This is a genomic window from Nocardiopsis coralliicola, assembly GCF_054779695.1.
Genome location: NZ_BAAGXT010000011.1, coordinates 146800 through 170895 on the forward strand (window position 1 = coordinate 146800; position 24096 = coordinate 170895).

General features: G+C 74.7%; 20 protein-coding genes. 9 read left to right on the forward strand and 11 right to left on the reverse strand.

The window, feature by feature from the left end; genetic code table 11:
- The first annotated feature begins 19 nt into the window (after positions 1-19).
- A complete protein-coding gene (locus ACYVGT_RS11095; protein WP_460856788.1) occupies positions 20-2164 on the forward strand; it encodes an ATP-binding protein in 2145 nt (714 codons plus the stop codon).
- An 88-nt stretch (positions 2165-2252) separates the two neighbouring features.
- Here the strand turns inward: ACYVGT_RS11095 and ACYVGT_RS11100 are convergent, their stop codons facing one another.
- Both ACYVGT_RS11100 and ACYVGT_RS11105 read right to left on the reverse strand, forming a co-directional pair.
- On the reverse strand, positions 2253-2924 hold the full coding sequence (locus ACYVGT_RS11100; protein WP_460856790.1) for a histidine phosphatase family protein: 672 nt from the start codon (positions 2922-2924) through the stop codon (positions 2253-2255).
- Between the two features lie 28 nt (positions 2925-2952).
- Positions 2953-3537, reverse strand: coding sequence for a hypothetical protein (locus tag ACYVGT_RS11105; RefSeq protein ID WP_460856794.1), 585 nt, complete (start codon positions 3535-3537; stop codon positions 2953-2955).
- A gap of 94 nt (positions 3538-3631) precedes the next feature.
- Between ACYVGT_RS11105 and ACYVGT_RS11110 the strand changes: the two genes are divergently transcribed.
- Positions 3632-4327, forward strand: coding sequence for a TetR/AcrR family transcriptional regulator C-terminal domain-containing protein (locus ACYVGT_RS11110; protein WP_460856797.1), 696 nt, complete (start codon positions 3632-3634; stop codon positions 4325-4327).
- 87 nt (positions 4328-4414) lie between these two features.
- On the opposite strand, the gene thyX is transcribed toward ACYVGT_RS11110, so the two are convergent.
- Both thyX and ACYVGT_RS11120 read right to left on the reverse strand, forming a co-directional pair.
- Positions 4415-5215, reverse strand: coding sequence for an FAD-dependent thymidylate synthase (gene thyX, locus ACYVGT_RS11115; protein ID WP_460856799.1), 801 nt, complete (start codon positions 5213-5215; stop codon positions 4415-4417).
- A gap of 238 nt (positions 5216-5453) precedes the next feature.
- The gene (locus ACYVGT_RS11120; RefSeq protein WP_460856802.1) at positions 5454-7679 is read right to left on the reverse strand and encodes an anthranilate synthase component I; all 2226 of its coding nucleotides are present in this window, start codon (positions 7677-7679) and stop codon (positions 5454-5456) included.
- A 793-nt stretch (positions 7680-8472) separates the two neighbouring features.
- Here ACYVGT_RS11120 and ACYVGT_RS11125 point away from each other — a divergent pair.
- From ACYVGT_RS11125 to ACYVGT_RS11135, 3 genes are all read left to right on the forward strand, one after another.
- Positions 8473-10926 (forward strand): HelD family protein, encoded by a 2454-nt coding sequence (locus ACYVGT_RS11125; protein ID WP_460856804.1) that lies wholly within the window; start codon positions 8473-8475, stop codon positions 10924-10926.
- Between the two features lie 104 nt (positions 10927-11030).
- Positions 11031-11294, forward strand: a complete 264-nt coding sequence (locus ACYVGT_RS11130; protein ID WP_460856806.1) for a DUF2277 domain-containing protein — start codon at positions 11031-11033, stop codon at positions 11292-11294.
- A gap of 243 nt (positions 11295-11537) precedes the next feature.
- Positions 11538-12068, forward strand: coding sequence for a pyridoxamine 5'-phosphate oxidase family protein (locus ACYVGT_RS11135; protein WP_460856808.1), 531 nt, complete (start codon positions 11538-11540; stop codon positions 12066-12068).
- Positions 12069-12332: 264 nt separating this feature from the next.
- On the opposite strand, the gene ACYVGT_RS11140 is transcribed toward ACYVGT_RS11135, so the two are convergent.
- The 3 genes from ACYVGT_RS11140 to ACYVGT_RS11150 all read right to left on the reverse strand — a co-directional run bounded on the left by ACYVGT_RS11140 (position 12333) and on the right by ACYVGT_RS11150 (position 14554).
- Entirely contained in the window at positions 12333-12980 is a 648-nt protein-coding gene (locus ACYVGT_RS11140; RefSeq protein WP_460856810.1) for a DUF6928 family protein, read from the reverse strand.
- An 87-nt stretch (positions 12981-13067) separates the two neighbouring features.
- Positions 13068-13688, reverse strand: coding sequence for a TetR/AcrR family transcriptional regulator (locus ACYVGT_RS11145; RefSeq protein WP_460856813.1), 621 nt, complete (start codon positions 13686-13688; stop codon positions 13068-13070).
- A 77-nt stretch (positions 13689-13765) separates the two neighbouring features.
- Entirely contained in the window at positions 13766-14554 is a 789-nt protein-coding gene (locus tag ACYVGT_RS11150) for a hypothetical protein (protein ID WP_460856815.1), read from the reverse strand.
- 187 nt (positions 14555-14741) lie between these two features.
- Here ACYVGT_RS11150 and ACYVGT_RS11155 point away from each other — a divergent pair, with 187 nt between their 5' ends.
- From ACYVGT_RS11155 to ACYVGT_RS11165, 3 genes are all read left to right on the forward strand, one after another.
- Positions 14742-16103, forward strand: coding sequence for a sensor histidine kinase (locus tag ACYVGT_RS11155; protein WP_460856818.1), 1362 nt, complete (start codon positions 14742-14744; stop codon positions 16101-16103).
- A complete protein-coding gene (locus tag ACYVGT_RS11160) occupies positions 16091-16729 on the forward strand; it encodes a response regulator transcription factor (protein ID WP_460856820.1) in 639 nt (212 codons plus the stop codon). The genes ACYVGT_RS11155 and ACYVGT_RS11160 overlap by 13 nt, the downstream gene beginning before the upstream one ends.
- Before the next feature lie 555 nt (positions 16730-17284).
- On the forward strand, positions 17285-18145 hold the full coding sequence (locus ACYVGT_RS11165; protein ID WP_460856823.1) for an SAM-dependent methyltransferase: 861 nt from the start codon (positions 17285-17287) through the stop codon (positions 18143-18145).
- 71 nt (positions 18146-18216) lie between these two features.
- Here the strand turns inward: ACYVGT_RS11165 and ACYVGT_RS11170 are convergent, their stop codons facing one another.
- The 4 genes from ACYVGT_RS11170 to ACYVGT_RS11185 all read right to left on the reverse strand — a co-directional run bounded on the left by ACYVGT_RS11170 (position 18217) and on the right by ACYVGT_RS11185 (position 22831).
- Positions 18217-19377, reverse strand: a complete 1161-nt coding sequence (locus ACYVGT_RS11170) for an acyltransferase (RefSeq protein ID WP_460856825.1) — start codon at positions 19375-19377, stop codon at positions 18217-18219.
- A 77-nt stretch (positions 19378-19454) separates the two neighbouring features.
- On the reverse strand, positions 19455-19955 hold the full coding sequence (locus ACYVGT_RS11175; protein ID WP_460856827.1) for an MFS transporter: 501 nt from the start codon (positions 19953-19955) through the stop codon (positions 19455-19457).
- The gene (locus ACYVGT_RS11180) at positions 19925-21154 is read right to left on the reverse strand and encodes an RNA-guided endonuclease InsQ/TnpB family protein (RefSeq protein ID WP_460856829.1); all 1230 of its coding nucleotides are present in this window, start codon (positions 21152-21154) and stop codon (positions 19925-19927) included. The genes ACYVGT_RS11175 and ACYVGT_RS11180 overlap by 31 nt, the downstream gene beginning before the upstream one ends.
- A gap of 57 nt (positions 21155-21211) precedes the next feature.
- Complete coding sequence (locus ACYVGT_RS11185; RefSeq protein ID WP_460856831.1) at positions 21212-22831, reverse strand: class I adenylate-forming enzyme family protein; 1620 nt, start codon at positions 22829-22831, stop codon at positions 21212-21214.
- 168 nt (positions 22832-22999) lie between these two features.
- On the opposite strand from ACYVGT_RS11185, the gene ACYVGT_RS11190 reads away from it, so the two are divergent.
- On the forward strand, positions 23000-23605 hold the full coding sequence (locus tag ACYVGT_RS11190) for a TetR/AcrR family transcriptional regulator (protein ID WP_460856833.1): 606 nt from the start codon (positions 23000-23002) through the stop codon (positions 23603-23605).
- Positions 23606-24096: the final 491 nt, after the last annotated feature.

The following is a 24096-nucleotide window of genomic DNA, read 5'->3' on the forward strand; positions in this document are numbered from 1 at the left end:
CCGTCCGCTGAGGACTCTCATGAGCATGTTCGACCGCGACAAGGTGATCGGCAGCTTCCGCGGCTTCGCCGAGAGCGGTATGGAGTTCCACGCCGACCTTGTCCTGCCGCACCACGACGGCTTCCAGACCATGGCGATGCACGGCCAGTTCGTTCTGGTCCAGCTCGAGCACGAGCGGGAGGCGATCCTCGGCCGCATCACCACCGTCGCGTCGCAGGGGCGGCTGGTCTCCTCCATCGGCGAGGACTATGCCACCCGCGCCGTCCGCGACCAGCGCCCCATCCCCGACGAGCTGCGCGAGCGCTACCTGAAGTACCGGGTCGACATCCGCATTCTCGGAGTGCTGCGCCAGGACGGCGGCCGGCACGTGTTCGTGCCGAGCCACCGCCGGCTGCCGCACGTCGGGGCGCAGGTGGCGCTGCTCTCCGACGAACTGCTGTCGGAGGTCGCCAACGCCAACGACAGTTCCGAGGGGGCCATCCCGATCGGCTATCTCGCCTTCGGCGAGTTCGTCTACACCGGCGGCGACCCCCGGGCCGGCGACACCTCCTGGATGCAGGTCCAGAGCCCCGCCATCATGCCGACCTTCCAGATCCAGAAGCTCCTGTCGCGCCGCAGCTTCGTGTTCGCACGAGCCGGATTCGGCAAGTCCAACCTGGTCAAATACCTGTTCTCGGCGCTGTACTCCGGGGAGCCGTCCGTTCCCTCCCGCACGGGACCGCTGCCGGTCGGCACCGTGGTGTTCGATCCCGACGGCGAGTACTTCTGGCCCGACTTCAAGAGCCGGCCCGCACTGTGCGACGTCCCCCACCTGCAGGACCGTCTCGTGGTCTTCACCGACCAGCACGGGCCGAGCCCGTACTACAGGTCGTTCGCCGTGGGCGGTGTCCGCCTCAACATCAAGGAGCTCAAGCCCGCCCGGCTGCTGGCAACGGCGCTGCCGGCGGAGAAGCAGGACCAGCAGAACGTCGTGAAGCTCAAGTCGCTGCCGGCGGAGCGCTGGGGGCGGCTCGTCGACCTCGTCCACCGGGACCGCTACGGCGCCGACCGGTCCCAGGTCCAGGCCCTGCTCAACCTCGACGGCTCCGATGAGGCCCAGACCAGCGCCGCCATCGGCAACATGGCGCGCGTCGTCGACGCACTGCACGATCCCGGCAGCACCCTGCTGAGCACCCTCAAGTCCTGCCTGGCGCAGGGCGCCCTCTGCGTCATCGACATCTCGCAGATGAGCGGCGACCAGGGGCTGCAGCTGGCGGGCGTGGTGCTGGGCGAGATCTTCGCCCACAACCAGGAGCAGTTCACCCGCGCCGAACCGCGCCCCCTCCCCACGATCGCGGTGATCGAGGAAGCCCAGTCGGTACTCGGCCGCTCCGCGCACAGCGAGGACGGCCCGTTCGTCTCCTGGGTCAAGGAGGGGCGGAAATACGAGCTCGGCGCCCTGCTGGTCACCCAGCAGCCAGGCAGCCTCCCGCACGAGATCCTCAGCCAGGGCGACAACTACTTCGTCTTCCACCTGCTGTCCCAGGGGGACCTGTTCGCCCTCAAGAAGGCCAACGCCCACTTCTCCGAAGACCTCCTCGCGACTCTGCTCAACGAGCCGCTCGTGGGCAGCGGCATCTTCTGGTCGAGCGCCCCGGGCACCGAGCAGGGCTCGCGCCCCTACCCGATCTCGGTGCGCGTACTGAGCTTCGACGACGCCTACACCCCGGCAGACCCCGACTTCACCCGCGCCGCGCCCGAGCACTTCGCCGCCGCGGTGCGCGCCGCCGACTCCGCGCGGCGCGCGGAGGGCGCGGCAGCCGAGCACAGCCTCCAGGAGAGCCATCCGCGCGGCGGAGGGCCGTCGTCGGACGGCGGCCCGGTGGACGAGGACGCCTCGGTCGCCATCGCCGCGCTGCGCGACACCCCGGAGTTCCAGAAGAAGATCGGCACCCCGCAGGGGATCAAATACGGGCGGGTGGGATACCTGCTCGCCGAGCACGCGCCGGCGGCCGAGAAGACCGCCGGGACGCCGGTGAAATGGGCGTTCGGCCGCGTGGTCGCCGCACTCAACCGGCTCTACCCGGCGCAGTGGGAGGTCGTCGTCCGGGACGGGGACGAAGGACCCACCAAATGGGTCGTGCTCAAGCAGGCGCCGGAGCGGGAGGCGGGCGCAGGCGGGTAAGTGCGGGGCGGGCGGGCAGCGGCGAACCGCCGGTGCCGGTCCGGGGCACGCGGCGGCGCCGGCGGTTCGCACTGGGGCCTGCCGGGGGTCAGGGCTGGTGGAGGGGGGCCTTGTCGGCGGTGCCGGCTACGGGCTGGCCCTCCCAGGCTTCGGCGTGCCAGCCGGTGGCGGGGGTGCCGGTGAGGATGACGATGCCGGTGTTGGCGATGGGGTGGGCGGCCGCGTAGGGGACGTCGACGTTGGCGGCGCGGGCTGCGGTCCAGGTGCGGATGACGGCGCCGTGGCTGACGAGCGCCGCCGGCTGCCCGCTCGCGGCGGCCTCGGCGACGACCTCGTCGAAGCGGCCGAGGACCTCATCGCCCGTGTCCCCGCCGGGGATGCGCACCGAGGTGCTGCCCTCGGACCAGCCGAAGATGGTGCGCATGTAGGCGTGGTGGGCGTCGATGTCGCCGGACATGTCCCACTCCCCCGCACCGATCTCGCGGATACCGGGCCGGATCTGCACGTCCAGGCCGCGCTCCGCGGCGAGCGGGGCGGCGGTGAGCTGGGTCCGCACCAGGTTGGAGGCGAAGAGCTGGCCGATCTCCTCCCCGGCCAGCGCCGGCGGGAGCGCCGCCGCCTGCTCGCTGCCGAGCTCGGTCAGCCCGGGTCCGGGCGCCCCGGTGTCCAGGAGTCGGGCGACGTTCGACGGCGTCTGGCCGTGGCGGATGAGCAGCAGGCGCATGGGGCGGCTTCCTCCCGGAAGGGTCAGGCGGATCATCGGGTGATGAAAGGGGCGTCGACCAACATCAACGCCCGGGCCCTACTCTGCCTTCCCGCACCTGATCCGGGCCACCGGATCCGCGCCGCTGCGCCCACGGCCCGCGGAAGGCCACCAGTCCGGCAACCATCGCGGCGGCGAGCAGCAGCGCCCCGCCGTCGGTCACAGCGGTGGGCAGCACTCCGGGTACGCCGTAGAGGTCCAGCGACGCGCGGTGCACTTCCGGTGGCACCGCGACCACGCCCGCAGCCTGGCCAGCGTTGACGCACAGCGCGGTCCAGAAGACCCACGAGCGCCCGGTCAGTGCGAGCAGCCCGACGAGGTTGCCCGCAAGGAACACGCATCCGACCGCACGTAACGGGCCGAGGAAACCGGGCGCCGCCTCCGCTGCCTCGGCCGGCCCCATGCCGGCCAGCCGCATGGAGTACTCCAGCATGGCGAGATCGACGACGGCGAACCCCTGCAGCGCGGTCCCCAGCGCGAACACCGCGGAGCAGACGGCGGTGGCAGCCTGGAGCGGGCGGGTCCACCGGGTGGCGGTCCAGCGCGGAACAGCAGTGCCAGAGGTGCCAGAGGTGCCAGAGGTGCCAGAGGTGCCAGAGGTGCCGGCCATGGTTCCTCCCTGCGGGACGGAGCATTTTCTCTATCAGCGATAGATGTTCTCTATCGATGATAGAGGAACTCGATCGGTGATAGGTTCCGTCGGCGTGGACACATCCGGTCACGGCCCCGCGGAAGGCGGGGCAGAAGCGGGCCGCGCGCCGGCCGCTCGCGCCCCGCGGCTCGACCGCGCCCGCATCACCGCTGCAGCCGTCGAGCTGCTCGACGAAGACGGACTGGGCGCGCTGAGCACGCGGCGCCTCGCGGCGAAACTCGGCGTGCGCTCGCCGACTCTGTACTGGCACGTCCGCAGCAAGGCCGAGCTGCTGGACCTGGTGGCCGAGGCGATCTGCGCCGACGCCTTCCGCATCGACACCGCACTCCCCTGGCGGGACCAGCTCAGCGCCGGCCTGCACCAGTTCCGGGCGCTCCTGCTGCGGCACCGGGACGCGGCCGCGCTCCTGCAGCAGCGCCCGCCGACCGGGCCGAACCGCCTCGCCCACATCGACACCACTGCCGGCATCCTGCTGCGCGCCGGGTTCACGGCCGCCGACGCGGCCGCGATCGCCCGCGTGCTCACCGCGCACGTGCTCGCCTCGGCCGGCGGCGCCCGGCACGGAGACGGCGGCCAGGCGGCACCCCCGCCCGCGCTCGCCGACCCGCCGGCCGACCTGCCGCACCTGCGCGCCGTCGGCCCGGCTCTGGCCCGCCTGGACGCCGACGCCGTCTACGCCACCGGCGTCGAACTGCTCCTCGACGGGCTGGAGCTCCGCCTGGCCCGCACCCCGCGGTCGGCCGGCTGACCGGTTGAGCGGCCCCGCTCACCGGCCCGGACACGCGCAGCCCCCGGTCCCAACAGGTGGGGCCGGGGGCTGCGGGCGGAGTGCGGGTCAGACCTTGCGGTAGCCGGGGGTCCAGGTGCCGTCCTCATCGACGGTGTAGTCGCCGAAGAGGGCGGGGGCCTCGTCCTTCAGGGCAGCGCCGATCTTGCCGAACAGGAGGCGGATCTCCTCTTCGGCGCCGGGGGCGGTGCGGGCCTCGATGGTGTGGCGGAGGGTGCGCACGTTGGCGGTCCACACCAGGCCGGTGGCCACGCCCTCGGGGGCGAAGCGGCGCATGAAGGAGGTGCGGTGCTTCTTCTCCGCGAACTTCACGCCCTCGTCGTCGAGGCCGAAGTGCTCGGCCATCCAGAACTGGAACTCCTCCATGCGCGCCAGCATCTCCTCGGCGCGCTGCATCAGCTCCGGGTCCTTCTCGGCCCACTCGGGGAACCAGAACGGCAGGTCGGTGAGGCGGACGAAGCGCAGCGACTCCTGCGAGACGGCCACCCCGGGCCGGTGCCGGATCAGCTCGTGGGTGAGCACGCGGCTGACGTTGTGCAGCACGAAGCTGAAGCTGACGTGCTCCAGCACCGAGCCGTGCAGGCTGCGCAGGATGTTCTGCAGGTAGGCGTCCTGGTCGGTGCGGACCCGGGTGACGTTGGGGTTGAGGCCCGGCTCCCACGAGCGGTAGCAGAGCCGGCCGGCGAACTCGGCGAGGTTCTGCGGGTCGTTGAGGTGGGCGTCGAGATCACCGCGGTCGAAGCGCTCCAGCCACGCCTCACCGCCGACGTCGGCGAGGTAGGCGGCGATCGCGTCGTAGTCCAGCTGCGGCTTGGCCACCAGGTGGATCTCCGGCTCGACGTGCTTCACGGTGTGTCAACTCCCCATGTCTCGGGCTCCCCCGGCTCCCGGGCCGCACTGACCTTACACTCCGGCCCCGACACCCGTGACCGGGCCGCGGGAGGAGGCCCCGCCCGCTCCCGGCCGCCGGACCAGCGCACTCACCGGCCGGCCCGGCGCTCCCCGGCGCCCGCCCGGCACGGGGCCGGGCGGGCCGGGGGCGGTGAGACCCGTCTCTCGCCGGGGGCGGCCACCCGCCAAACACGCCCTAGCCTTCCCGCTGGGCGCCGGCCCGGACTCCGCGGGCGAGGGTGAGCGCGCGCGCGACGATCCCTTCGCCGACGGCGGCGGTGAGGATCGACTCCGGGTGGAACTGCACGGCCCAGTGGCCGGCCACCGGGTCCTCGATGGCCATGGCGACCTGCTCCTCGCCCTCACCGGCGACGGCGGTGACGGTGTAGCCCTTCACCCGGTCCGGCGCTGCGTAGACCGAGTGGTAGCGGGCCGCGGTGAAGTCGCCGATACCCGCCAGCAGCGCGCCGCCGTCCACCCGCACCGTGCCGGGCTTGCCGTGCACGGGCTCGGCGAGGGCGGCGAGCTCGCCGCCGGCGTGCTCCACCATCGCCTGCAGGCCGAGGCAGACCCCGAACACCGGCAGGCCGCGCCGGCCCAGTTCGCCGAGCAGGGCCGCGGTGCCGAAGTCGGCGGGCAGGCCGGGCCCGGGCGAGAGGACGACGAGGTCGGGCGCCAGCTCGTCGAGCAGGCCCGGGTCGAAGCCGTGCCGCAGCGTGGTGACCTCGGCGCCGTGCCGGCGCACATAGTCGGCGAGCGTGTTGACGAAGGAGTCCTCGTGGTCGACGAGCAGCACCCGCATCCCCGCTCCGGCCGGCTCGGCTTCCGGCTCCGCCGCGGGCTCCGCGGCGGCGGGCGCACTGTCCATGGCCAGCGTCTCCAGCAGGGCGCGGGCCTTCAGGAAGGTCTCCGCCTCTTCGGCCGCGGGGTCGGAGTCGTACAGCAGGGTCGCTCCGGCGCGCACGGTGGCGACGCCGTCCTTGATCTGCGCGGTGCGCAGGGTCAGGCCGGTGTTCATGTGGCCGTCGAAGCCGATGTGGCCGACGGCGCCGCCGTACCAGCGGCGCGGCGAGTCCTCGTGCTGCTCGATGAAGCGCATCGCCCAGGTCTTGGGCGCGCCGGTGACGGTCACCGCCCACATGTGGGTGAGGAAGGCGTCGAGCGCGTCGAACTCCGGGCGCAGGGTGCCCTCGATGTGGTCGACGGTGTGGATGACGCGGCTGTACATCTCGATCTGGCGGCGGCCGATGACGCGCACGCTGCCCGGCTCGCACACCCGGGACTTGTCGTTGCGGTCGACGTCGGTGCACATGGTGAGCTCGGATTCCTCCTTGGCGGAGGAGAGCAGGGCGCGGATGTTGTCGGCGTCCTCCAGCGGGTCGGCGCCGCGGCGCACCGTGCCGGAGATCGGGCAGGTCTCCACGCGCCGGCGGCCTTCGGCGCCGGTGCTCACCCGGACGAACATCTCCGGCGAGGCGCCGACGAGGTACTCCCGCTCGCCGAGGTTGAAGAAGAACTCGTAGGGCGCCGGATTGCGGTCGCGCAGCCGCTCGTAGAAGCGGGCCGGGGAGCCGCAGGTGCCGTAGGTGCGGTGGCCGGGCACGACCTCGAAGAGGTCGCCGCGGCGGAACCGCTCCTTGGCGCTGGCGACGACCCGGGCGTAGGAGCCCGGCTCGGGCTGCGGCGGGACGGTGTCCGGCACCGCGGCCGGCGGGGTGGGCGCGGTGCGGCGCGGCAGGCCGTCGGTGCGGCCGCCGCCCTCCCCGGGCGCGGTGAACTCGTAGCGGTGGACCATGCAGGTCTCGCGCTTGCGGTCGCGGACGACGACGGCGTCGGGCAGGTGCAGGACGAGGTCGCGGTCGCCGGGGTCGCGCTCGATGGCCGGCTCCACCGGTTCGAACTGGAAGGCCAGGTCGTAGCCGAAGGCGCCGTAGAGGCCGAGGTGGGGGTCGGCGCCGCTGGCGAAGAGGTCCACCACCGAGCGCAGGGCGGAGAAGACGCTGGGCCGGCGGGTGCGGTTCTCCTCGGTGATGAGGACGGATCCGTCGGGTTCGGGCACGGTGACGGCGGCGGAGCCGTGGTGGTCGTGGCCGGACGGCGGCTGCTCCGCGACGGGGCCGTGTGCGCCGAGGGCCGCGGCGACGGCGGGCAGCAGCACGGCGCCGCGCTCGTTGAGGGCGGTGGCGGTGATGCGGCGGCCGCGGGCGGCGAATTCGAGGCAGGGGTCGACATAGCCGAGGTGCCAGCGGCTGTACCGGCCCGGGTACTCCATGCCGGAGGAGAGGACGCCGCCGCGCCGCGACTCGACATCGAGGACGAGCTCGGCGAGGACGCCGGGATCGCACGGTTCGCTCGTGCGGCGGACGGCGACCCCGCCCGCGGTGCGGAAGGCGGTGGACGGGGCGTCGGTACTGGATGCCACGGGCGGTCCTTTTCGCGCTGGTGGTGGATGCGACCTGGCGGACGCACGCAGCGCGGGCGACCGCCGTGGGGCGGTCGCGTGGCCGTGGGAGTTGCGAGACCTCGGTGCGCCGCCTAGAAGCGGCGCCACCACTGGAGCGGGCGCTGGAGCGCGCTGGGATCCGGGGTTCGCATGCGACGAAGTCTAGCGGGATCTCAGCGGCCGCGAAAGCAGACCGCGCGTGCGCCGCCCAGGCCAGCGGCAGCAGCCGGCCCGCAGCGGCGGTGCGGGCGTCCGGGCCGCGCGCCGGCAGGGGCCGCATCCCGGGGGCAGCAGGGCCTCTCCCCGCGCCGGTAGGGCGGGCGCCACCCGCCCTACCGGTCCGGGCCGGAACAGATCCCACGGGAACGTCTGCACTCCACCGCTCTACGGGCGGGGCGGGAGCCGCTGCCGCGCGCGGAACGCCCGGGCGTGGCCTGGAGCTTCGGGACTGGACGGCAGCGCGCAGAGCCGTCCGCCGGATCCCGGGGCGCAAGCGCGAGGTGCGGCGGGCTCGGGCACGGGTCCCGCCCGTCCGGCTGGCCGGAGAGGCGGTGCACTGGCAGCCCCGCGCTGCGCAACGGCGGGATGCGCGCGGGCGGACTGAGCCGACCTCCTGCGGAGCGCGGGCCTTGGGCCCGGCGCAGCGGGCCGTGCGAGAGGGATGTGTGTGCGTGCGCACGACGGGACTTGCCGAGGGGGTGATGTACGGTTACCCTGATTGCTCGCCAATTTTGGGCACAACAAGTACAGACACTTGGAGTGTACACACATCATGGACACGAGTCAAGCGCCGGGCGCAACCCGTGCCGCCAGTGCCGCCCCTCCGGGGGCTTCGGGCGACGGAGGCACCGCGGCCGGCGCTGACGGCGCACAGCGCGCCCTGGAGTCCGAGCAGTCCTACGTGGCGTTCCTGTACGGGCGGCTGGACGAGGCGCGCGCCACTGCCGAGGCGGCGCTCGCCGAGGCGCTGGGCCGCGGCGGAGCCGGCGGCTACAGCGCCCTGATGGACCGCGAGGCCACTGCGGCCGAGCAGGGGGCGGCGCTGCAGCGGCTGCAGGCCGTCGAGGAAGGGCTCTGCTTCGGCCGCATCGACGCCGCCGGCATGGCGGGGGCCGCCGACTCGCTCTACATCGGCCGGCTGGGCCTGCGCGACACCGGCCACGAGGTGGTGCTGGTCGACTGGCGCGCGCCGGCGGCCCGCCCCTTCTACGCGGCGACGCCGCAGGCCCCGCACGGCCTGGCACGCCGCCGCCACCTGCACACCCGCGGGCGGACCGTGACCGGACTCGACGACGAGGTGTTCGACCTCGACCGGCTGAGCGACGCCGACCGCAGCGAGCTGTCCGGCGAGGCCGCGCTGCTGGCGGCGCTGCGCTCCGGGCGGACCGGGCGGATGCACGACATCGTCGCAACGATCCAGGGCGAGCAGGACCGCGTCATCCGGTCCGAACTGCAGGGCGTGCTCGTCGTGCAGGGCGGGCCGGGTACCGGCAAGACGGTCGCGGCGCTGCACCGCGCCGCCTACCTGCTCTACACCCACCGCGCGGTGCTGGAGCGGCGCGGCGTGCTGGTGGTCGGCCCCAACCCGACGTTCCTGCGCTACATCGGCCAGGTGCTGCCCTCCCTGGGCGAGACCGACGTCGTCATGACGACCGTGGGCGGGCTGTACCCCGGGGTCCGGGCCGAGCTGCACGACCGTCCCGCCGCGGCAGCCGCCAAGGGGGCGCCGCGGATGGCGGACCTGCTCCGGGGCGCGGTGCTGGACCGGCAGCGGGCACCCGAGGGCGGGCTGCGGGTGCCGGTGCACGACATGGTCCTGGAGGTCGGCGCGGAGGAGTGCCGGGCGCTGCGCGACCGCGCCCGCGACCTGGGCGCCAAGCACAATGCCGCGCGCACCTTCTTCGCCAACGCGCTGCTGCGCGCGCTGGCGAAGAACCAGCAGGACCAGCTGGAGGCGTCGATGCGGGAGGCGGAGGAGGACGCCGGCCTCGACGCAGTCACCGCCGCCGTGCCGGAGCTGGAGGACCCCGACGCCCCGCTGTGGAGCGAGGACGACCTCGAGTCCGCACGCGAGACCCTGTGGGGCGACGGGCGGGTGCGCGCCGCGATCGACGCGCTCTGGCCGCCGCTCACCCCGGAGGAGCTCGTCGACGGCCTGCTGTCCGACGCCGGCGCAGTCGAGGGGGCCGCGCGCGCCGCGGCCGCGGACGACCCCGCCGCCGCGCTGCCCGACGCGGCCGAGCGCAGTGCGCTGCTGCGTCCGGCCGGTGCGCCGTGGACGGTCGACGACGTGCCGCTGCTGGACGAGGCGGCCGAACTGCTCGGCGACGACGGCAGCGCGCAGCGGCAGCGCGACCGCGCCGACGAGGCGCGCCGCCGCGAGGCGGAGCGCTACGCCAAGGGCGTGCTCCAAGTGTCCGGCCTGTGGGAGGACGCCATGATGACCGAGGCCGACCTCGCTGCGCGGCACAGCACCGACGGGCCGCAGGGCACCACGGCCGAGCGGGCTGCGGCAGACCGCTCGTGGGCCTACGGCCACGTCATCGTGGACGAGGCCCAGGAGCTGTCGGCGATGGCGTGGCGGACGGTGATGCGCCGCATCCCGACCCGCTCGCTCACGGTGGTCGGCGACGTGGCGCAGACCGGCAGCGCGGCCGGCGCGACGTCGTGGTCGGGTGCGCTGGGCAGCTACGCGCACGGCCGGCTGCACGTGGAGCACCTGCGGGTCAACTACCGGACTCCGGCGGAGATCATGGCGGTGGCCGCCGACGTCCTCGCCGATGTCGCGCCGGACCAGGAGCCGCCGGAGTCGGTGCGCGACGGAGGCGCGCCGCCGCGGGCGCTGCGGGTGGCGCCGGAGGGCTGGGCCGAGCGGCTGCCGGAGCTGGTCGCCGAAGAGCTGGCGGCGGTCGGCACGGACAGCGGCGCCGGCCGGGTGGCCGTGATCGTTCCGGATGCGCGGCACGCGGAGTTCGCCGCGCTGCTGCCGGATGCGGCGGCCGACGCCTCTCCGGCGGTGCTGGACTCGCCGGTGTCGGTGCTGACCTGCACGCTGTCCAAGGGCCTGGAGTTCGACGCGGTCGTCATCGCCGACCCGCGGGCGATCCTCGGCCAGTCGCCCCAGGGCGGCCGCGACCTCTACGTCGCCATTACCCGAGCGACACAGCGGATGACGGTCCTGCACGAGGACGGACTGCCCGCTGTGCTGTCCCGCCTGCGCGGCTGACCCGTCCGCCCGGCGGGTAGTGGACCCGCCGGGCGGACGGCGGCGCGGCCGGCGCCGGACCCTTCCGCCTTCCGAACGTCGGACCTGCGGCGTAGCGTCGGAGCATGTGCCGCAATATCCGTCGGCTGTACAACATGGACCCGCCGACCACCAGTGACGAGACCCGCGAAGCCGCACTGCAGTATGTGCGCAAGATCAGCGGCTCGGCGAAGCCGTCCCAAGCCAACCAGGAGGCGTTCGACGCCGCGGTGGAGGAGGTGGCGGCCGCAACGCAGCGCCTGCTGGACTCCCTGGTCACCCATGCGCCGCCCCGCGACCGCGAAGCCGACGCCGAACGCCGCCGCCGGCGCTACTCCGCCTCCGCCTGACCGCCGGCGGCCGCAGGAGCCGCAGCGCGATGGGCGCCCGGTGGGGAGCGCCGCCGCTGTGCCGGTGCAACCTGATGTCCGCTCCGGGCGGGCCTCGGCTGCCGAGCGGAGCGGCCGGTGCGGTCCCCGGCGCCCGATCCGGTGGCCGGGCGCCGGGGACCGATGAGATTCGGACATCCGGGGCGTCAGAGGGACGGAGTGCCGAACGGCGCCCCTGATCTCCCACCGTCCCGGAAGGACACCATGGCCGACTCAGCGATGGGCACCGCACCCGTTCCCGCCACCGCGACCGTGCCCACAGCGGACGGCCCTCCCCTGGCGTGGGAACAGGCCCTCGAAGCGCTGGCCGGTGCGCGCACCTTCTGGCTGTCGACGGTGCGGCCCGGCGGCGCGCCGCACTGCGCGCCGGTGCTGGCCGTCGTGGTCGACGGAGCCGTGCACGTCGCGGCCGGGCCGGCCACCCGCAAGGCGCGCAACCTCGCGGCCGACGCGCGCTGCACGGTCGGGGCGAGCGGCGGAGGGCTCGACCTCGTCGTCGAGGGGGCCGCGGACCCGGTGACCGGCCCCGGCGAGCTGGACGCGGTCGCCCGCGCCTACACCGCCGCCTACGGGTGGGCGCCCGAGCCCCGGGACGGCGCGCTCTGGGCCGAGGGGGCGCCGAGCGCCGGCCCGCCGCCGTACGCCGTCTACCGGGTGGCCGCGTCGTCCGCCTTCGCCTTCCCCACCGACGGTGCCTCCACCCCCACCCGCTGGCTGTTCGCCGCACCGGGCTGATGCGGCGGGGCTGGCTCTCGCCGCAGCGCAGCGGCGCACGTGGGGGTCTGGGCGTGGCTACCGGGGCGGCCGCCGGCCTCCTCCCCGGTGCCGGACGCCTCCGGCTCCGGCAACCGGGCGGTGTGCGCAGACGCGCTGCTGCCCGCCGGGCCGCCCCCGCGCCGGCTTCCAGCACCGGACCGTGGCAACCGGGATCGACGGCCACCGCGGCGGGGGGCGCGGTTCCGCACCCGGCGTGCACCCTGCCCGGGCCGCCGGTCCCGGCTACCGGAGCACCGGTGCGGACCTGCCTCGGCGGCGGGCCGGCGCGAAGGTATCGAGTTCGATGGCGAAGGGGTCGACGGCCGGGGCCGGCCCCGGGGCTCCCTCGGCGTAGAAGCCGAGGAGATGGCGCAGCGCGGCGTCACCGAAGGCGAGCGGGGCGAACGGCGGCCTACCCGGCGCATCGGACCCCGGGCAGGAGTCGGCGTGGCCGCCCGCCCACCACTCCTCCTCGAACGGCAGGGGCGTGCCGGTGCGCCACGGGGAGCCCTCCCGGCGCACCGCCACCGCGCGAACCAGCGTCTGGTCCGCCCACACGGCGAACAGCGCGATGTCCGTGGCGGAGTCCATCGTGTGCAGCAGCGCACCGCGCCGGGGCGACGGCACCGGCGGCCGCGCGAAGTCCTTCGGCACGCGCGCGGCGGGCGCCCCGCAGACCAGCTCGACGCCGCCGAAGGCGCCAGCAGCCAGCGGACCGGTGGGCCGGTTCGCCCGGTCCAGGTCGGCCGTGCCCAGCGGCGCGCCGACGCGTCCGGGCAGCGCCTCCTGCAGGAACGCCGCGGCGGCCGCGCTGTCGGTCTCCGGCGCTCCGGCCAGCACGCCGAACGGGTCCGTGTCGTAGAACGCCAGTACTGCGGTCCGCGCTCCCATGGAGCTCCTCTACTGCCGGCGGCGGGCCCCGCTAGGACGCCGCGCCGCGCGCCCGGGTTCCCGCCGCGCCGCTGCAGCCCGGGAGGCTCAGGACGGGCCCGGCGCGTCCTGGATGATGGCGCCGACTACGGCGCGGGTGAGGTCGGCGATGACCGCCTCCTCGGCGGCCTCGGGGTGGTCCAGCCACCACTCGCCCGCGGCCTGGACCATGCCGACGACGGCGTGCGCGGTGATCTGGGCGCGCCGCGGGTCGGCGATGTGGCCCTCGGCGACGAACATGCCGGCGAGCTCCTCGCCGAGCCGGCGCACCATCATCCCGACGTCGCCGCGGGTCTGCGGGTCCTCGGAGGTGGCCCGGTCCATGAGGAACCGGTACAGGTTGAGGTTGCGCCCGATCATCTGCAGGTAGGCGCCGACGGTCGACCGGGCGCGCACCCGCAGCGGGTCGCCGCTGTGCAGCTCGGACCGGATGCGCTCGATCAGCGGATCGACGTGGCGCTCGGCCAGGGAGCGGTACAGGCCGCTCTTGTCGCCGAAGTGCCGGTACAGGATCGGCTTGCTGATCCCGGCCTCGGCGGCGATGGCGGCCATCGGGGCGTCGGGGCCGTCGCGCTGGATGACGCGGTCGGCCGCATCCAGGATCGCGCGGCGCCGCTCCGGGCTGCGTCCGCGCTGGGGACGGGTCTGCTGTGCGGGTTCGAGGGCCACAACGCCCCACGGTAACCGGCCCCGGGCCGCCCCGGTACAGGAGCGGTGCGGCGCCTCCGGCCGCCTCCCGGGCGGGACTACTGCGGCGCGCCGGCGAACGCCGCCGGGTCCACGGTGATCCAGACCGCTTCGGCGGAGGCGATCCGGGCGCCCTCATGGTCGAACAGCGCGGTGGCGGTGGCGACCTTGCGCCCTTCGGAGCCGAGCAGGCGCCCGACCACGACGTGCTCCCGGCCGATCTGCGGCGGCCGCAGGACCTCGGCGGTCATCCGGCCGAGGAGCATCGGGCGCTCCAGGAGGCTGCTGGACCAGCCGCCGGGGCAGTCCAGCGCCGCCCACGCGGCGGCCGCTCCGGCCGTGCGCCCGCCGGGTTCGGCGGCGAGCGAGGCATCCGGGGTCCAGGCTGCGGCGACGGTGCTCCCGTCGCCTCCGGGCACCGGTCCGGCGAAGATCCGCAGGCCGTCGCCATCGCCGCGGCCGGTGCCGCAGACGAAGCACGAGGGGAACGGGTGGGCGGCGAAGCCGCGGTAGCGCCCGCCCGCGGCGCGTGCCGCGGGCGCGGCCACCCGCTCGACCGGCGCGTGCGGCCGCTCGGCCGGTGCTGCCTCGGCAACGGTCCGCCCGTCCCGGGTCAGCAGCAGGCCGCCCGCCCCGGCCGCGACGTCCATCGGTGTGTCCAGCGGCGGCGGGGTGCGCAGCGTGACGCGCACGGCCGGGGCGTCCAGGCGCGCCGCGAGGAGCCCGGCGAGGTAGCCGCCGTTGGCGGACTGGGGCGGCCCGTTGAAGCGCGCCGCGACGGTGATCGGCGCTGCACTGCCGGTGCGGGCGTCCTCCGCGGCGGAGCCGGCCATGGCGTATCGGGTCATGGGAGGAGAGGATAGGCGGGCTCTTCCGGTCTCCTGCGGCCAGGGCCCGGATCGCCGTCCGGCCTGCGCGTTCCGGCCGCCGGCCGCGTACGCAGCCCGGAACGGCCGGCCGGTGCAGCGGCCGCATCAGCGGAGAGTGGAGCCCGCTCCACCGACTCCGCCCGCCCGACACGGAAGAATCGGCGGCATGCCCCCTGACAGCTCGCCCGCCACGGCGCCACCGGACCCGGCACCCGGACACCCGCACAGCGGCCCCCCTCCGGACGCCCCCCGCCCTGTACTGCGGTGGATCGGAACGGGAGCCCGCGGCGCGGCCTACCTCACCGCCACGCTCGGTTCGGCCATGGCCGCGCTCCTCATCCCGCCGCTGCTCGCCGTGGCCGTTCTGACCCTGGCCGTCGGCGGCCTGGGCCTCGTGCTCCTGCCCGCCGCCACCGACGCGCTGCGGTCCTGGGCCGATCTGCACCGCCGCGGCGCGGCGGCCTACCTCGGCACCGGCATCCCGAGGCCGCCGGGCCGGCCCCGCCCGGACGGCGTGCTCGCCCGGTTCCCGGCGGCACTCACCGCGCCCCGCACCCGCCGCGATGCGGCCTGGGCGCTGCTGCAGATCGGCCTTGGCCTCCCGCTCGGGCTGCTCGGGCTTCTCGCCCTGCTCGGCCCGCCGGCCACCGCCGCGTCGATGCTGCTGTGGCCGCTGGCGCCGCACGGCGCTCCGCTGGACCTGGCCGGGGTGCCGGTCACCGACTGGCCGACCGCGCTGGCCGCGGGCACCGGGCAGCTGGCCCTGACCGCGGCGGCGTTCGCCGCGTCGCCGCCGCTGGCCCGCCTGCACGCCCGCGCAACCGCAGCCGTGCTCGCACCCTCGCAGGCCGAACGGCTCACCGGGCGGGTGGACGACCTCGCCCGGACCCGCGCCGGCGCCGTGCACTCCCACGCGGCCGAACTGCGCCGGATCGAGCGCGACCTGCACGACGGCACGCAGGCGCGGCTGGTCGCGCTCGCCCTGCGCCTCGGACTGGCGCAGCGCACCCTGGGCGACGACCCGGCAGCCGCGGCCCGGCTGCTGGAGCAGGCGCAGAACGGCGCCGAGGAGGCCATGGCGGAGCTGCGCGCAGTCGTGCGCTCGATCTATCCGCCGGTGCTGGCCGACCGCGGGCTGGAGGGGGCGCTGGCAGCGCTCGCCGCGGACTGCGCCCTGCCGGTGCAGATGGACTGCCGCGGCCTCGGCGGCCTCTCCCCCGCCGTGGAGTCCACGGCCTACTTCATCGCGGCGGAGTCGCTGACCAACGCCGCCAAGCACGCGGAGGCGTCGCAGGTCGAGGTATCCCTCTCCCGCGCGGACGGCGAGCCGGGACTCCTGCGCATCCGCATCCGCGACGACGGGCGCGGAGGCGCGGCACCGGACGGCGCACCCGCTGCGGACGGCGCCCGCGGAACGGGTATCCCGGGGATGCGGCGCCGGGCCGAGGCCCTCGACGGGACTCTGGCCGTCACCAGCCCGGCCGGCGGGCCCACAGCGGTGGAGGCGGTGCTGCCGTGCGCATCGTGATCGTGGAGGACAACGCCATTCTGGCCGAAGGGCTGGAACTGCTGCTGACCTCCTCGGGGATGCGGGTCGAGGCGGTCGCCGGCGACAGCGCCGAGTTCCTCGACGCGGTGCGCGCGCACCGGCCGGACGCGGCCGTGGTCGACGTGCGGCTGCCGCCGGAGTTCCGCGACGAGGGGGTGCGCGCTGCGCTGCAGGCGCGGCGCGAGATCCCCGGCCTGCCGGTACTGGTCTTCTCCCAGTACGTCGAGCGGGTGTACGCGCGCGACCTGCTCGCCGACGGCTCCGGCGGCGTCGGCTACCTGCTCAAGGACCGGGTGGCCCGGGTCGGCGACTTCCTGGATGCGCTGCACCGGGTGGCCGCGGGCGGCACGGCGCTCGACCCCGACGTGGTGGGGCAGCTCCTGACCCGGCGCGCCGACCCGCTGTCCGCGCTCACCGCGCGCGAGCGGGAGGTCCTCGGGCTGATGGCGCAGGGGCTCGGCAACGGCGAGATCGCGGGCCGGCTCGTGGTGACGGACCGCGCCGTGCACAAGCACATCGGGAACATCTTCGCCAAGCTCGGCCTGGCCCCCGAGGACGGCGGGCACCGGCGGGTGCGGGCGGTCCTCGCCTTCCTCGACGGCTAGGGCGTGTTCGGTGGACAACTGCCCTGCTGCGCACCGCCCTGCCCTGCCCCTCGCGGAGTTCTCCCCAGTCCAGGAGGCGAGCAGGCTGAGCGGTCCCACCCTGCTCCCCGCCGGCCGTGCGCCGGGGGCACCCGGCGGCACCGCTCGCGGCAGGCGCCCCGCACCGCACCCCCTGAGGCGGCGCTCCCCGCTGGCGGGCCGCCTGCGCGGTGGGCTGCTGCGGTGGCCGCCCGCGACTGCGGGGGCGGATGGGACGCGGCGGAGCGCACCGGAGCGCATTTCAACGGTGGCGGGCGGGGGTGCCGGCGCTGTTTCCGAAGGTGCCGCCGCACAATTCCCACCTGCGCCATCTGCAGCGCAGGGGAATCCGAAATGGCCGGTCCATCCGAAACCGTCGTCGCGCGCGGAATGCGGATGTACGATGACGGCTCGCCGAACGCCCGCTCGGGAACGGCACCGGATACTGCGGCACCGCACGCTGCGCCGCCGTATTCCGCCCGCTTTCCGCGGCTGGATGTCCGCAGAGCCACCCTCAGAGCCACCGGGAGCCCCCACGTGAGCGACGACTCCGCGCGCAGGACGGACTGGACCGCGACCAAGGCGCCGCCGACGATGGACATGAGCCGCCCGACCGTCGCGCGCACCTATGATGCGCTGCTCGGCGGAAAGGACAATTTCGGTCCGGACCGGGAGGCCGCGGCGGCGCTCGAAGAGCTCAACCCGGGCACGATCCAATTGTCCAAGGACAACCGCGCCTATCTTTCCCGCGGCGTGCGCCATGTCGCCGAAAGCGGTGTGCGGCAGTTCATCGACCTGGGCTCGGGCCTGCCCACGGTGGAGAACACCCACCAGGTCGCCCAGAGCGTCCGCTCCGACGCCCGCGTGGTCTACGTGGACATCGACCCGATCGTGCTGGCCCACGGCCGCGCCCTGCTGACCGACTCGCCGAACACCACCGTCATCACGGCCGACCTCCGCGACGTCGACACGGTGCTCGGCGACGCCGGAACGCAGGAGCTGATCGACTTCGACGAGCCGGTGTGCATCATGCTCGTCAGCCTGCTGCACTGCATCCCCGACCGCGACGACCCGTTCGGGCTGCTCCGCCGCTACTTCTCGCACCTGGCCCCCGGCTCCGCGCTGGTCTCCTCGCACCTCACCTCCGCGGATCCGGAGTTCGCCCGGGTCTTCACCCAGCAGTGCCTGGACTCGGGCATGGACTGGGGGCGGGTGCGCTCACCCGAGGAGTGCGAGGAGGCGTTCGACGGCCTGGAGATCGTCTCGCCGTCGCTGGACGGCTCCGCCGGGCCGGTCCTGGTCGACTGCCCGACGTGGCGCAACCCGGGCCACCCGCCGGCCGAGCGGCCCGAGAAGAAGCTGTGGGAGCACTCCGGCGTGGGCTTCAAGCCTGCCTGAGCACGGCCCCCGCCGGCGTCGGGCGCATCCGGTGCGGCCGGTCGGCCGGAGCAGTCGGGCGCGCCGCCGGTCTAGACGGCCGCGCGCAGCCCCGGGATCCGGCGGAGCGCGGCGACCGCGGCCAGGCTGATGGCGGCGGTCAGCAGCGCGTAACCGCCCGCGGCGGCCAGTGCCGCCGTGCCGTCCGGCCAGCCGAACGCGTCGCGCAGCAGCATGAGCACCATGACGTGGATGAGGTAGACGCCGAAGCTCAGGCCGGAGACCGCCGCGGCCGCGCGCAGCGCGGCGCGGGCGAACCGGTGCTCCGACGCCGCCAGCCGCGTGCCGGCGGCGCGCAGCAGCAGGAGCGCCCCGACCGAGGCGAGGACCACGGTGGGCGACAGGTAGTCGTAGACGTATTCGGCGCCCGCACCCCACTCCCCCGCGGCGGCGGCCGCGGCCCAGGCGCCGCCGGCGGTCGCGGTGGTGCCCAGGGTGAAGGCGACGATGCCGCGGCGCAGGGCGCGCGGCCCGGCGTCGCCGGTGAGCAGCAGCCAGCCCAGCAGGTAGTAGCCGAGGAAGGGCAGGAAGCGGGTGGCGGCGGTGGCGCCGCCCGCACCGTCCACCAGCGACAGGATCTGGTCGGCGGCGCCGAGGGCGACCGAGAGGCCGGCGAACCACCACAGGCCGGTGCGCGGGGTGTGCGCGACCACGGTGCGCAGGAACGGCGTCAGCAGGTAGAGGCCGGCGATGACGTAGAGGAAGTAGAGGTGGATGGAGGGGGCGCCGGACGCGGTCTGCGCGGCGGCCCCGGAGAGCCCGATGCCGTCGCGCCACTGCTCGAAGAGCAGGTAGAGCACCGTCCACGCCAGCAGGGGGACGCCGATCTTCGCCCACCGCTTCGCGTAGAACTCCCCTGCGCCCTCGGCGCGCGGGCGCAGCAGCAGCGCGCCGCTGATCATGATGAAGACGGGCACGCACCAGCGCAGGGCCGAGTCGGCGGCGTGCGCCGCCCACCAGGTCCCGCTGCCCAGCTCGGCCTGCGCCGTGCTGACCAGCGGCGCGGCAGCGTGGACGAGGACGACGGCCGCCATGGCGCAGACCCGCGCGGCGTCGATCCAGGCCGTATCGGCCAGCGCGCCGCCGCCGGGCGCCGCGGCACGCGGCGCAGTACCGGACCCGGCCGGCTCCAGCACTGCGGCCGGGCCCGGTGCTGCCGCCGGTGCGTCCGCGCGGATCTCGTCGGTTCGCATCCTCCCATCGATATCATCCCGTTACCTAAAATCGGCCTTAGTTTTGAAGGCGGGCGCGGGTCGGGGCCACTGGACCGTCAGGTGGCGGTGAGGTCGGCCCCGCGCGACTCCCGGATGAAGATGCAGGACAGCCCGGTCAGCACACAGAGCACGATGATGTATCCGGTGAACAGGCCGTCCCTCCCCCACGTGCTGAACAGCTCGCTCAAATAGGGCGCGGTGCCGCCGAACACGGCGACCGAGGCCGAGTAGGCGAAGCCGATGCCCTGCGTGCGCACCCGGGTGGGGAAGCTCTCCGACAGGACCGCGGACAGGATCGACGCCGGCGCCGACACGACGAGCAGCGCGAGCGTGGCGGCGACCAGCAGCGTCCACCCCTCGTCGGTGATCATCAGGAGCAGCGGGTGGTATCCCGCCGCCATCACGGCGGCGAACCCGATCAGCAGCGGCCGGCGCCCGATGCGGTCCGACAGCAGGCCCCAGAACGGCAGCGAGACCAGCGCGATGGCCTGGGCCAGCACCAGCGCCCATTGACATCCTCCCGGATCTAAAGTCCCGGGATTCCCGCCTGCTCCCACACCAGCTGTGTGGATCGCTTCGGGTGGGTTCCTGCTTCGTCGCGCGGTGCGGGCACGGGTGCCCGTCTTACCTGCGCTCCGCAGGCTGACACGGCCAGTCCGGCCGCCTTGGCGACGTTGACCGCCGCATTGATATCGCGATCCAGGACCACCCCGCACGCCCGACAGGCCCAGGTGCGGACGTGGAGGGGTTTGGGGCCGTCCTTGCCGCCGCACGCCGAACACACCTGCGATGTCGGCTCGAACCGGTCAATCTTGACGAAGGTGCGGCCCCACCGTGCGGCCTTGTACTCCAGCATGCCCACAAACGCCGACCACCCGGCGTCGTGGACGGACTTGGCCAGGCGCGTTCGGGCGAACCCTTTCACCGACAGGTCTTCCACGGCGATCGCTTGGTTCTCGCGGATCAGCCGGGTGGAGAGCTGGTGGTGGAACTCGCGGCGCGCATCGGCAACCCGCGCGTGCTTGCGGGCAAGGCAGAGCCTGGCCTTGCCCCTGTTCTTGCTGCCCTTCTGCTTGCGGCACAAGTTCCGCTGGGCCTTCTTCAGGCGCGCCTCGGCCCGGCGCAGGAAGCGCGGACTCGCGACCTTCGTCCCGTCAGACAGGACCGCGAAATGCGTGAGACCGAGGTCGATACCGACCGAACGTTCCGACTCGGGCAATGTGTCTTGGCGGCCGGTCTCCACGACGAAACTCACGAAGTACCGGCCCGCCGCATCCCTGATGACCGTCACCGAGGACGGAACCGAAGGCAGGCGGCGCGACCAGCGCACAGCAACGTCACCGACCTTTGGTAGGCGCAGCTTGCCGCCCCTGGTTATCCGCCAGCACCTAGTCCCGGTGAAGCGGATCGACTGCCGCCGGTCCCGCTTGGACTTAAAACGAGGCGCACCCCAGCGCGGGCGCTTTCCCTTGAGACCGTCGAAGAAGTTCCGGTAAGCGGTGTCCAGGTCCCGCAGGGATTGCTGGAGAACGACTGCCGACACCTCACCCAGCCAGGCCCGTTCCGGAGTTTTCTTCACAGCCGTCAGGCGCCGCGACAACTCCGCCGCGCTCACAAATGGCAGCCCTGCAGTGCGGGCCTGCTCGCGGACGCGCAACGCATCGTTGAACACAACCCGCGCACACCCGAACGCCCTCGCCAATGCCACACGCTGACCGGCACTCGGGTACAAGCGGAACCGGTACCGAAGCTGCATAGCGAGCACTCTGTCACGAACCTGTGACACTGCGCGGGGAACCGCAAAGTCGGCAGGTCAGCCCTGCTCGCGCAGGGCCCGGCGGCGGATCTTGCCGGTGAGGGTCTTGGGGAGGGCGTCGACGAGGTGGATCTCGCGGGGGCGCTTGTAGGCGGCCAAGTGGTCGCGGGTGAAGGCGATCAGCTCCTCCGGGGTGGCTGCGGCGCCCTCGGCCAGGGCGACGTAGGCGACCACGGACTCGCCGCGGTAGTCGTCGGGGCGGCCGACGACGCCGGCCTCGTACACCGCGGGGTGCAGGTAGAGGGCGTCCTCCACTTCGCGCGGCCACACCTTGAAGCCGGAGACGTTGATCTGGTCCTTGAGCCGGTCGACCAGGTAGACCCAGCCGTCGGCGTCGATCACGGCGACGTCGCCGGTGCGCAGCCGGCCGCCCGGCAGGGTGGCGGCGGTCGCCTCCGGCGCGCGCCAGTAGCCGGGGACCACGGCGGGCCCGGTCAGCTCCAGCTCGCCCTGGGAGCCGGCGGGCAGCGGCGTGCCGCCGGGGGTGACGACGCGTGCCGCGGTGCCGGGCAGGGGGCGGCCGATGGAGAGCGACCCGCTGCCCGGGTCGACCGGTGCTTCGGTGCCGCGCGGCACGGCGATGACGCCCGACGTCGTCTCGGTCATGCCGTAGGCGTTGTGGATGTAGGGGCCGAACCGCTCGCGGAAGCGCTCGACGGTGGCCGGCGGGATCGGCGCGCCGCCCGAGTAGAGCGCTTTGACGTGGGCGAAGTGCTCCGGCCGCGCGGCCGGGCAGCCGTAGAGGGCGTTGTAGGCGGTGATCGAGCCGACCGTGAAGGTCACCCGGTGCTCCGCCATCGCCTCCAGGGCCACTTCGGGGTGGAACCGGTTGGCGAAGACCAGCTGGGCGCCGCGCACCAGGGCCACGGCGGCGTTGATGACGGCTCCGGTGATGTGGAAGAGCGGGGCGATGGCGAGGACCGAGTCGCCGGGCTCGATGCCGGCCCAGTCGCCGAAGGTGGCGGTGACGGCGAGGACGTTGGCGTGGGTGTTCATCGCCCCCTTCGGCGGACCGGTGGTGCCGGAGGTGTAGGTGAGCAGGGCGATGGCGTCCGGGCCGTGGGCGGGCTCCGGCGGCTGCCGTCCGTCGTAGCGGCGCAGCAGGTCGCCGACGCTGTCGCCGTCGGCAGAGGTGTCCGCGGGTCCGGTGAAGGCGCGCGGGTCGCCGCGGGTCTGGAAGTCGCGGTCGTCGGCGCCGGTGATCCAGCGGACGGTGCTGCCCTCGAGGTCGGCGCGGAGCTCGCCGGTCCGGCTGCCGGCGGCCAGCACGCCGACGGGTTCGGCGTCGTCGACGATGCGCCGCAGCTCCGCGCCGCGATACATGGGGTTCAGCACCAGGGCCGCAGCGCCGAGCTTCCAGAGCGCCAGCAGGGCGAGCGCGTAGTGCGGGATGTTCTGCAGCGCGATGCCGACCCGGTCGCCGGGGCCGACGCCCCGGTCGGCGAGGGCGGCGGCGAGCGCGCCGGCGGCGCGGTCGGTTTCGGCGCCGCTGAGGACGCGGTCGAAGTAGGCGATGGCGGGGGCGTCCGGCGCTGCGGCGGCGCGCCGCGCCCAAGCCGCGTCGAGCGTTGCCGGGCGGTCGGTGCCGCCCGTGTCGGGGCCGGCGGGGTGCAGCACGGGCATCTCCTTGCCGTCGGGCGGGCCTGCCGGGGCGGGCTGCGGCAGCGCGGGCCCGAACTGGCAGACCGATCGGTCGTTCGGTCCCGCGGCACACGGTAGTGTCGTGGCTCACACAGGCGGTGTCAATGGACCCGCAGCAGCTGGGGATGCAGAAGGGGGCCGCCAATGGCCGGGTCGTGGCGCGAGTTCGGGCCGGACCGCTTGCCGCCGCCGCTCTCGGCCGCACTGGCGTGCTTCGCCGAGCACGGGTTCCACGGAACGTCGATCCGGTCGGTCGCCGAGCGCGCCGGCCTGTCGGTGGCCGGGCTCTACCACCACTACCCGTCCAAGCAGTACCTCCTCGAAGCCCTGGTGACGGCGGTGATGGAGGAGCTGCTCGAGCACACCGGACGCGCACTGGCCGAAGCCGGCCCGAGCGCGGACAAGCGGTTCGACCACGTGGTGGAGTGCCTGCTCCGGTTCCACATGCACCGGCGCGACCACGCGTTCATCTGCTCCAGCGAGCTGCGCAGCATGCGCCCGCAGATGCGGCAGGCGTGCGTGGCACTGCGCGACCGGCAGCAGCGGATGCTCGACGGAGTGGTCGCCGACGGCGTGCGCGACGGCGCCTTCACGACGCCGCACCCGCACGACGCGAGCCGCGCAGTCACCACCATGTGCGTCTCCGTGGCCCAGTGGTACCGCCCCGACGGCCCGCTGGGCCCGGACACGCTCGCCGCCCGCTACCTGGCCTTGGCCCGCGCGACGGTGGGGGCGGCCCCCGCCTGCTGACCCCGGCCGGGCTCCGGGCGCGCCCGCCACCGGTGCCCCTCCCGGCCGGGCACCGCCGCGAGGCCGCCGGCCAGGGCGATGCGGCCTCAGTGCGGGGGCGGCGTACCACTCCCTCGGCGCCGGGGTTCCGGCCACCGGCGCCTTCCGCGTCGCGCATGCGGCGCGGTGCGGACCGCGCACGGCCCTGCCCCGCCCAGGTCCGCCCGGACGGCTCCGCGGCCTGCACCGCCGGCGGACGGCGGGCCCGGCACAGGCCGGCGAACGACGCCGCGGGACCGCATCGCCCCCGCCGGTTCGCCGCGCCGACGCCCCGCAGCATCGAGGTTCCCGCCCGCGGCGGGCTCCGCGGCGGGCTGGCCACACGCTTCGGGGCCCGCGCGCCTTCACACGGGGGCGGCCCGCAGGACTCGGCACCTGCGTCGGACCCGGCGCGGACGGCCGGGCCCGCTGCGCCGGACCGGCTGCGTCGGGACCGCCGGTTGCGCGCGGGG